This window comes from Paraburkholderia guartelaensis (assembly GCF_004353905.1).
GTDB lineage: Bacteria > Pseudomonadota > Gammaproteobacteria > Burkholderiales > Burkholderiaceae > Paraburkholderia > Paraburkholderia guartelaensis.
Map to the genome: position 1 here is coordinate 329088 of NZ_SMOD01000005.1, position 9164 is coordinate 338251.

At 63.4% G+C, this 9164-nt stretch carries 10 protein-coding genes; 3 read left to right on the top strand and 7 right to left on the bottom strand.

From position 1 onward, the window contains the following. Nucleotides 1-67 precede the first annotated feature (67 nt). Entirely contained in the window at nucleotides 68-709 is a 642-nt protein-coding gene (locus tag E1N52_RS09350) for a glutathione S-transferase family protein (RefSeq protein WP_133182124.1), read from the top strand. 81 nt (nucleotides 710-790) lie between these two features. Here E1N52_RS09350 and E1N52_RS09355 read toward each other — a convergent pair whose 3' ends face one another. Continuing rightward, nucleotides 791-1981, bottom strand: coding sequence for a pyridoxal phosphate-dependent aminotransferase (locus E1N52_RS09355; RefSeq protein WP_133182126.1), 1191 nt, complete (start codon nucleotides 1979-1981; stop codon nucleotides 791-793). Nucleotides 1982-2094: 113 nt separating this feature from the next. Beyond that, entirely contained in the window at nucleotides 2095-2610 is a 516-nt protein-coding gene (locus E1N52_RS09360) for a putative toxin-antitoxin system toxin component, PIN family (RefSeq protein ID WP_133182128.1), read from the bottom strand. 64 nt (nucleotides 2611-2674) lie between these two features. On the opposite strand from E1N52_RS09360, the gene yaaA reads away from it, so the two are divergent. Then, nucleotides 2675-3469, top strand: a complete 795-nt coding sequence (gene yaaA / locus E1N52_RS09365; protein ID WP_133182130.1) for a peroxide stress protein YaaA — start codon at nucleotides 2675-2677, stop codon at nucleotides 3467-3469. 29 nt (nucleotides 3470-3498) lie between these two features. Continuing rightward, nucleotides 3499-4662 (top strand): M14 family metallopeptidase, encoded by a 1164-nt coding sequence (locus E1N52_RS09370; protein WP_133182132.1) that lies wholly within the window; start codon nucleotides 3499-3501, stop codon nucleotides 4660-4662. Nucleotides 4663-4750: 88 nt separating this feature from the next. Here E1N52_RS09370 and E1N52_RS09375 read toward each other — a convergent pair whose 3' ends face one another. From E1N52_RS09375 to E1N52_RS44575, 5 genes are all read right to left on the bottom strand, one after another. Beyond that, nucleotides 4751-5422, bottom strand: coding sequence for a BspC domain-containing protein (locus tag E1N52_RS09375; protein ID WP_133182134.1), 672 nt, complete (start codon nucleotides 5420-5422; stop codon nucleotides 4751-4753). 207 nt (nucleotides 5423-5629) lie between these two features. Further along, a complete protein-coding gene (locus E1N52_RS09380) occupies nucleotides 5630-6304 on the bottom strand; it encodes an energy-coupling factor ABC transporter permease (protein WP_110386827.1) in 675 nt (224 codons plus the stop codon). A gap of 10 nt (nucleotides 6305-6314) precedes the next feature. After that, a complete protein-coding gene (locus E1N52_RS09385) occupies nucleotides 6315-7478 on the bottom strand; it encodes a helix-turn-helix transcriptional regulator (protein WP_342777834.1) in 1164 nt (387 codons plus the stop codon). Then, entirely contained in the window at nucleotides 7447-8661 is a 1215-nt protein-coding gene (locus E1N52_RS09390; protein ID WP_133182136.1) for a DUF2863 family protein, read from the bottom strand. Before E1N52_RS09390 ends, E1N52_RS09385 begins: the two co-directional genes overlap by 32 nt. Nucleotides 8662-8867: 206 nt before the next feature. Further along, on the bottom strand, nucleotides 8868-9164 hold a 297-nt coding region (locus E1N52_RS44575; RefSeq protein ID WP_205965593.1), incomplete at its 5' end, for a hypothetical protein.

Sequence of the window (9164 nt, forward strand, 5' to 3'; positions counted from 1 at the left end):
TACAATTTTATGAAAACGGTTCGGCAGTTCCGAAAAGGGAGCTGCCTCTCTCAAGGAGGCAACGAGGATGATCAAGCTGCACGGTTTCGCGCTTTCGAATTACTACAACAAGGTCAAGCTTCTGCTGCTCGAGCACGGCATCGCGTTCGAGGAGGCGCCGAACAAGCTGCCGCTCGAAGAGGCGCAGCTCGCGCAGTCGCCGGCCGGCAAGGTGCCTTATATCGAAACGGAGCAGGGCTTTTTGTGCGAGTCGGAAGTGATCGTCGAATATCTGGCGGCCCGCTTTCCAGAGAAGCACATTTTCGCGGCGGATCCGTGGCAGGCAGCGAAGGAGCGCGAACTCATCGTCTTCATCGAAACGCATCTGGAGTTGAACGCGCGTGAGCTGTATGGCGAGGCGTTCTTCGGCAGCAAGGCGACGGACGAGGTCAAGGCGACCATGGAAAAGCGGCTGCGCCGCTACGTGGCGGCCTTCAGGCGGATCGCGAAGTTCGCGCCTTACGTGGCGGGCGAGCAGTTCGGCGTGGCCGATGCGGCGGCGTTCGTGAGCCTGCCGCTCGTGGGCCGCGCGACGCAGGCGGTCTACGGCAGCGATTTCCTCACCGACGTGGGCATCGACTGGAAGTCGTATATCAAGCTGATCGGTGAACGCCCGATGGCGCAGCGCGTCAACGCCGACCGCAAGGCGTATATCGAGGCGAACTCGTAAGCGTTGCGGCGTTTTGCACGTTGTTGCGCGCGATGATCGGGAACGCACTGCCGTTCGCAGATTCATCGCGCGCGCAAGACTTCAGAGCCGCGCGAGCCGCTCGAGCGCGGTCGCTAGCGTGCTTTCCTGCTTGGCGAAGCAAAAGCGCACGACGCCCGATTCATGTGCCTCGTGATAGAACGCCGACACCGGAATGGCGGCCACGCCGATCTCCGCTGTGAGCCACTTCGAGAATTCCGCTTCGGGCAGATCGCTGATCGCCGAATAGTCCACGCACTGGAAGTAGGTGCCTTCGCACGGCAGCAGCTTGAAGCGCGTGTTGGCGAGCCCGGCGCGGAAGAAGTCGCGCTTCTTCTGGTAGAACGCGGGCAGTTCCAGATACGGCTTCGGATCGCGCAGATACTGCGCGAGGCCGAACTGCATCGGCGTGTTCACGGTGAACACGTTGAACTGATGCACCTTGCGGAACTCGGCCGTGAGCGGCGCGGGCGCGGCGACATAGCCGACCTTCCAGCCCGTCACGTGATAGGTCTTGCCGAAGCTCGACACGATGAAGCTTCGCGCGGCCAGCTCCGGGTAGCGCGCCACGCTTTCGTGCGGCTGGCCGTCGTAGACCATGTGCTCGTAGACCTCGTCGGAGAGGATCAGCACGTTGGTGCCGCGCACGATCTCCTCGAGCTTTTGCATGTCCTCGGCGCGCCACACCGTGCCCGTGGGGTTGTGCGGCGTGTTGATGAGGATGAGGCGCGTTTTCGGCGTGATGGCCGCGGCGAGGCGATCGAACGGAATCGCGTAGTCGGGTGCTTCGAGCGTCACGAACACGGGCTTGCCGCCCGCCAGTTCGATCGACGGCAAATAGCTGTCGTAGGTCGGCTCGACCACGATCACTTCGTCGCCCGCGTGCACGGTTGCGAGAATCGCCGTGAGGAGCGCCTGCGTGGCGCCGGCCGTCACCGTGATCTCGCTATTTGCGTCGTAGCGGCGGCCGTACACGTGCTCGATCTTGTCCGCGATCGCCTCGCGCAGCGCGGCGATGCCTGCCATCGGCGGGTACTGGTTGTGGCCCTCGCGCATGGCTTGCGAGACGGCGTCGACGATGCGCGCGTCGCAATCGAAGTCGGGAAAGCCCTGGCCCAGGTTGACCGCGCCCTTTTCGGCGGCGAGCGCGCTCATCACAGTGAAGATCGTCGTGCCGACGTTCGGCAGACGCGACGGAAAAGAGGGCGTGAGCAGGGTGTCCTGCGAATTCTGCGTGGGATGCGGTGCGTTCATGTCGCGGGCGGAAGTCAGACGTTGGGACGGGAAGACTGGCTCAAAAGTCCGATTGTAGGCAAATCGGCGCGGCTGCGGTGTTCAGGCCGGGCGCGCGCCGTGATGCGGGGATATCAGGCCTGCGTTGCTTGAGCAGCGTTTTGCAGGCATTCGGCGACGAAGGCGTCGGGCGTGGCGATGCGAAAGCCAAAGTCTCGCGCCACGCGTTTCGCGAGCTTGAGCACCGCGCGGTCCTTCGAGACGAGCCACTGTGCGCCGCTTGCGCGCGCCAACTCCAGAAACTTCTGGTCGTCGCGGTCGCGGCATTGGGGCAGGGGCCGCGCGTCCGCGGGAAGCTCGGGCAGTTCGATCAGTTCGACGAGGCCGGCCAGCGCCGCGAGCGCGTCCGCTTTCGCGACGCCGCGGCCAGCGAACTGCGGATAGTCGAGCACGTGGGCGAGCTCGGCCTGGCAGCGTGCGTCGATCAGCGCCCGGATCGCGCCTCGCTCGAGCGCCACGCGAATGGGGCGCGTGTGCGGGTCGTCGAACACGAGGATATCGAGCCAGACATTCGAGTCGAGAACTATGGGGAGCGCGCGAGCGGCGGCGGGCGAGAGGGATGCTGCGGTTGGGGGCGTGAGGCCGGTCATTCGTGAATTCGCTACAATCGGGCTTTCGCCTTTGAACATCGGCACATCGTGCCTGCAAGCCTCTATGATAATCGTTCTGTCGCCGGCCAAATCACTCGACTATGACACGCCGGCGCACATCGAAGCCCACACCATCCCCGATTTCGTCGACGACGCAGCCGAGCTGATCGCGGGCCTGCGCCGCCTCTCGCCGCAGCAGATCGGTTCGCTCATGAGCATTTCCGATCCGCTCGCGCGCCTGAATTTCCAGCGCTATGCCGACTGGTCGAAGCAGTTCAGCCAGGCCAACGCGAAGCAGGCCGTGCTCGCGTTCAACGGCGACGTCTACGAAGGCTTCGATGCGAAGTCGCTCTCGTCGGCGGATCTCGACTATGCGCAGCAGCATGTGCGTGTGCTCTCCGGGCTCTATGGCCTGCTGCGCCCGCTCGACCTGCTGCAGCCTTATCGCCTGGAAATGGGCACGCGTTTCGAAAATGCGCGCGGCAAGGATCTCTACGCGTTTTGGGGCGAGCGCATCACGCACGCGATCAATGCGCAAATCGAGCACAACCATGCGAAAGCGGCGCAGAGTGCGCGCGTGCTGGTGAACTGCGCGTCGAACGAGTACTTCAAGGCCGTTAAGCCGAAGAAGCTCGCCGCGCCTGTTATCACGCCGGTGTTCGAAGACTGGAAGGGCGGGCGCTACAAGATCATCAGCTTCCACGCGAAGCGCGCGCGCGGGTTGATGGCGCGTTATGCCGTCGAGAACCGCGTTGCCGAGCCTGAAGCGCTAAAGGCGTTCGATGTGGAAGGCTACGCGTTCGATGCGGACGCATCGAACGATTCGACCTATGTATTTCGTCGGCGCATCGCCGAGTAAGTGAACAAGCAAGCGAGAAGGAAAACACCATGACGATTGCCATCTCCAGCCAGTTCGATGCGGGCGCGATCGAAGTTCTATCGTGCGAGCGCGCCGACGACATCCGTCTGCGCGTGCGAGCGGATAACCAGTCCGAGTTCGCGCAGTGGTTCTACTTCCGCCTCTCGGGCGCGCGCGGCGAGCGTTGCGTGATGACGTTCGAGAACGCGTCGGCCTGTGCATTTCCCGAGGGCTGGCGCGACTACCAGGCCGCGGCGAGCTATGACCGTGTGAACTGGTTCCGCGTGCCGACCTCCTATGACGGGAAGGAACTCGTCATCGACCACACGCCCGATTTCGACAGCATCTACTACGCGTACTTCGAGCCGTATAGCGAAGAGCGTCACTCGGAATTCCTTGGCGCGCTTCAGCAGTTGCCGCACGCCACGCTCACGGAACTCGGCCGCAGTGTGGAAGGCCGGCCGATGTCGCTGCTCTCGCTCGGCATGCCGGGCGACACCGCGCCTGACGGCAAGCCCAAGAAGACGGTCTGGATCATCGCGCGCCAGCACCCGGGCGAGAGCATGGCCGAGTGGTTCGTGGAAGGGCTGGTCAAGCGGCTCGCGGGTTGGGGCGACTGGGCGGGCGATCCGGTCGCGCGCAAGCTGTACGACCGCGCCGTGTTCCATATCGTGCCGAACATGAATCCGGACGGCAGCGTGCATGGGAACTTGCGCACCAATGCCGTGGGCGCGAACCTGAACCGCGAGTGGATGGGGCCGGACGCGCAGCGCAGTCCCGAAGTGCTGGTCGTGCGCGATGCGATCGAAGCCACGGGCGTCGATCTCTTCTTCGATATTCACGGCGACGAGACGCTGCCCTACGTGTTCGTGGCGGGCTCTGAAATGCTGCCGGGCTTTACCGATCAGCAACGCACGGAGCAGAAGGCGTTCATCGAGGCCTTCAAGGTGGCGAGCCCCGACTTCCAGGATCAGCACGGCTACGAAGCGAGCCGCTACCGCGAAGATGCGCTCAAGCTCGCGTCGAAGTACATCGGCCATCGCTATGGCTGCCTGTCACTCACGCTCGAGATGCCGTTCAAGGACAACGCCAATCTGCCCGACGAACGCGTAGGCTGGAACGGCGAGCGTAGCGCCGCGCTTGGCGCAGCGATGCTACAGGCCATCCTGCATCACGTGGAGACGTTTGCGTAACACGCGCCTTCTCCGCGCAGATATCAAGAAAAGGGGGAAACGGCCAGGCCGTTTCCCCCTTTTTTTCGCATCGAGAACACCAACGCGCTTAGTTAGCCGTCGTCTTCTTCTTTGAAGTCGTTTTCTTCGCAGTGGATTTCGTCGTTGTCGATTTGCTGGACGACTTCGTGCTGCTCGTCGACGACTTGTGGCTCGACTTGCTCGCAGGCGCTTTCTTCGAGCCCTTGCCAGTGGCCTTCTTGGTTGAGTGCTTGCCCTTGCCATGTGCGCCGCTCGACGCCGTGCCGCGCTCGCTGCGTGCGTGCGCCGGCGGGACTGGATCGTTCCAGCTGAACGCGAGCATCTGCTGCCCGACATAGCCGCAGCGGAACTTCAGATCGTAGGGCGAGTTGCCGCTTTCTTTTGGAATGCCGATGCCGTCGACTGTCACGATCGTATCGACCTTCACGCGCTGCTTGCCTTCGTCGAACGAGTCGTTCCACGGCGTCACGCTCGCATGCGCTTTGTCGAACGAGCTGGGCGGAAACTCGACGTGATCGAGCGCCGTCGATGTGCTTGCTACGAAATCGCCATGCGCCGCGCAGTCCGCGACGAGCGGGTCCGCATGCATCTGGGTGACGAATTGATTGACGAGATCGTTGTGTTGATCGAGTTGATCGGCTTGCGCGGCTGGCGCGGCGATGAGCATGAGGCTCGCGGCGCACGCCGCCAGTTGACCGGCTACGAACAACAGCCGGCGGGATGCATGGTTGCAGTCCATCTGCTTGCTAAGGAATAGGGGTGAGACGTCAGGCACCGTAAGATGCTGCACAACTGGGTTGAGTTCAATCCGGAAACAATTATTTTCTTCTGTCAGAGCAGTGGGATCGGCGCAAGCGCTGCTGCACATGCGCTTGCGGCCGAGCGCGACGTGCCGTCGCGCCCTTCGTCATGCTGCCGGCGGTGGGGCGTCAAGCTGAGGCAGCGCTCAGGTTCTCGGGCCGCCCAGGCGATAGCGACGCACGTCGTAGGTGGTGACCCAGGCCGGCCGGTAGACGGCGATCAGCGCCGTTGCCATGCCAGTGAACCAGGCTTCGCCCGAAGCGAGCAGAAATACGCTGAATGCATAACCTGCGGGCACGGTGATCGCCGATCCGCCGTTGAGTGCGACATGGGTCCCGAGCGCGAGATAGGCCGCCGCCGAGACGGCGATGGCCGGCGACACGAAACCCTGGCCGACGATGAACATGAAGAGGTTGCGCGGCAGCCACGCGGTGCAGGCGCGCTGCAGCAGCGCCGAAATCGCGACAGGGAAGGCACCGAATATCAGGAAGGTGAGGGCGACGCCTTCCCAGGGGGCGTCGAAGACGAGCGCGGCGAGCCCGACGACGACGCCCATGGCGACGAGCGCGAGTCCCCAGTCGAATAGCGTGACCACGAGGGTGGCGCCAAGCAGGTGCAGCACGGTGCCGTCTTCAAGCCACGCGTTGCTTGCCCACAGCACGGAGATCGCGACGACGATCGCGAGCCATACGTGCTGGAGCGTCGCATCCTGCAGACGCTTGAAGGGGTTCTTCCATAGCGCGAGCGCGAGCAGCCCCACGGTGACAACCCAGGCACCGATAGCAACCCAGAGCGGAAGCGGCGTAAATAGGAACCCCATGTGCTTCATATTACTCGTTGGAAGGCGAGCCGTGTGCGCGGGCGAGCACCAGGGCTTCCTCGTCTGCGCTCTCGCTGGCCTCGTCGGCCTCGACGGGGCGCACCTGCTGCGCCGCGGCGGAGGCGCCATAAGGCGTCACCGGCTCCGCGGCGATAGGCAGCGGCTCCACACTGTCGCCTGACAGCAACGGATAGCGAAACGCGAGACCTTCGCGTGCGCGCAATGGCACCGGGCCGTGCTCGCCGTGCCTGGGCTTCGCCGGCCGATCGCATTGCGCGCGCAGCACCTGCAGCTGGTTTGCGAGCAATCCGTTATAGATCGCGACCGCCGCCGCGCGATTGGGCGCGCCGAGCTGCTGAAAGATGCTTGTCAGATGGACTTTCACCGTGCCCTCGCTGATGCCGAGCGCTCTCGCGATCATCTTGTTCGTATTGCCCATATGGACGCAGCGCAGTATCTGCTCCTGTCGTGGTGACAGGTCGACCTTCGGACGCACCTTGCGGGCCTGCGCGGCGGCCTTGGCGTTGCGCCGGGGCGGCAGGGGCCACGGCGTGCACGGGCCGAGCACGTCGGCCGGCAGATGGTCGCCGCCGAGCATGATGAGCTCCAGAAACTTCACGATCAGAATGGAATCTGTTGTGCGCCTGATGATGCCGCGAGCGCCTTCGTCGATGAGCGCGCGCACGGTCGCGGGCGTCTCGGCGCTATCGACCAGTACGGCCACGGGCAGGCTGCGGTGCCGCATGACAAAGTGGCGCAGTTCGCCGGCGCGGATGCCGTCATGCCAGTCGATCACGAACAGGTTGGGGCTGAAGCGTTGCATGGCGCGCTCGGCGCTGCGCCAATCCGGCGCGTCATTGAAGCGTGCGCGACGGTCGATTTGTCTTAATAGCGCCTTCAGCCCTTCGCGCCTTTCGGCGTCCGGATTGAGTACAACGAACCGCATGGATATGCCCTCCTCTCGTTGACGGTCTCTCAGAATGTTGTGCAACGCGCACCGCTTTTGAGCGGCGGTGAACCAGACCAACAGCACCATGATGACAAAAAGCTTGCGCGCTGGCGGCCTGTCCAAAAGGCATAAGACATAGGGCAAAAAAAAGTCCCGCACACAGGCGGGACCGGGTAGGAATTTAGGCGTTTTCCTAGTGGAAGTGTGGCTGTACGGGCTCAGCATCTTCTGGCATCTCGGCGTGGACGATCTCGCCGAGTGGATCCGCATAGAGCGGTACGCCGCAGTCATCGCAATATTCCGGCTCGAAACGGCCAGCGTGACGACGGATGTCGGTGATACCCGATTCCTTCAGCAGCGCAACGATCTCTTCGAGCGGGCCGCTGCTGACACTCTCTTCGGTCGGTTCTTCGTCGATATCGGCGTCGCCGTTCTCGCGGCCATAGAGCGGCCAGACCACGCCATACAGCACATCATTGCTGCCGCGCTTCGTGAAGCCGATGCGGTATTCGTCGATACGGCGCTCGCCGAAGCCGGCGACGACGGCGCGCAAGTCCTGCGCGCCCGCGCCGATCGTGTCGAGCAGATAGCGCACTGCGGTGCGGATCGTGTGCGGACGCACGCGCTCGTCCGCATCGCGGCAGGCGGAGTAGTAGGCGTCCGGCAGCAGACACTCGAACTCGCAGCCGGGCATGACGACGGCAAGGTTGGCGCCGCCCTGGGTGGCCCATTGTTCGAGGCATTGACCGCGCTCGATGCGCGAGCCGTGCTCCTCTTCCTGCCAGCGGAAGAGCGGGGCGCCAACAGGTGCTGCGACGACGGCGAGCAGGAAACGCGGATCGGCGAGGATCGGCGACGTTTCCGGCAGTTCGCCCGAGCTGATTTTCGCCGGCGCGCCGCTCAGCGCCGCCTGCGTAAGCTGTTGTGCGAGGCGCCAGGTTTCGACATGGTGGCGCGGCAACTGGTCGATGCTGTAGAGATAGGGGGCCATCGCCACGCGCGTGCCGTTCGCGAGCACATGGGCTTGAAGATGGGTGCGCAGGGCGTCTGCCCCGTCGGCCTTCAGCGGGCCCGAAGGGATGACATAGCGCGTCCAGGCCAGCACCGGCGCGGCGACGAGCAACGCCTCGTATTGCGCGCCGTCGTGTTCGACGATGAACGATTCGCTGTGCGTCTCGGCCATATCGGCGAGCGCGCCGTAGGCGTCCGGATGATTCTGCTGCAGATGATCGAGCGCGGCGTCGAGCGTAGTCTGATTGCCGTTGCGCACGACCTTCGCTAGCAGCGTGTCGAGCTTTGCCTCCCAGAAGCGGTCTTCAGTGCGGCTACCCGAGGCGAACAGGGCGAGCGAGAGGCCGACGAGCTTGTCGGCGTCAGGAGGAAGGCGTTTGGCGATTCGCGAGCGCATAAATCTGTGAGTTGGGGTGCAGAGAACCCCATATTCTAGTCGGTTCCGTGCGCGGCATCGGATTGGGCAGCAGGAGCGCGTCAGACGGGCGCGGGCGCGAGGCGGGATCGTCGTTGCTGCGCGGCCGCAAAGACCTCGGCTGTAAGCACTATGGCGAGTGCTATATGGAGCAGGCGAGTCGTGTTCAGCCCGACTTTGCTAGCCCGTCAAAAAACCGCTTGCAAGATGTCACCTGCGTGACTAGAATTCCGGTCTTTCGCGCTTTCGATGAAGGCGCGGGGAGACGGGAAGCCCAGGCGAAAGCCTTGTGGCGACTGGGTCTGCGGGTGATTGGAAGTTAGGCGGCAGGTTGAACGAAGTAAAAAAACCTGTTGACAGATCGCCAGACAGTCTTCATAATCTCGTTTCTCTGCTGCTGACGCAGCAACGCAGAAAGAAGCCGGTAGTTGAGCAGTTTTAACGGCGCTTTCGCGAACGATCTTTAAAAATTTACAGCCGATAAG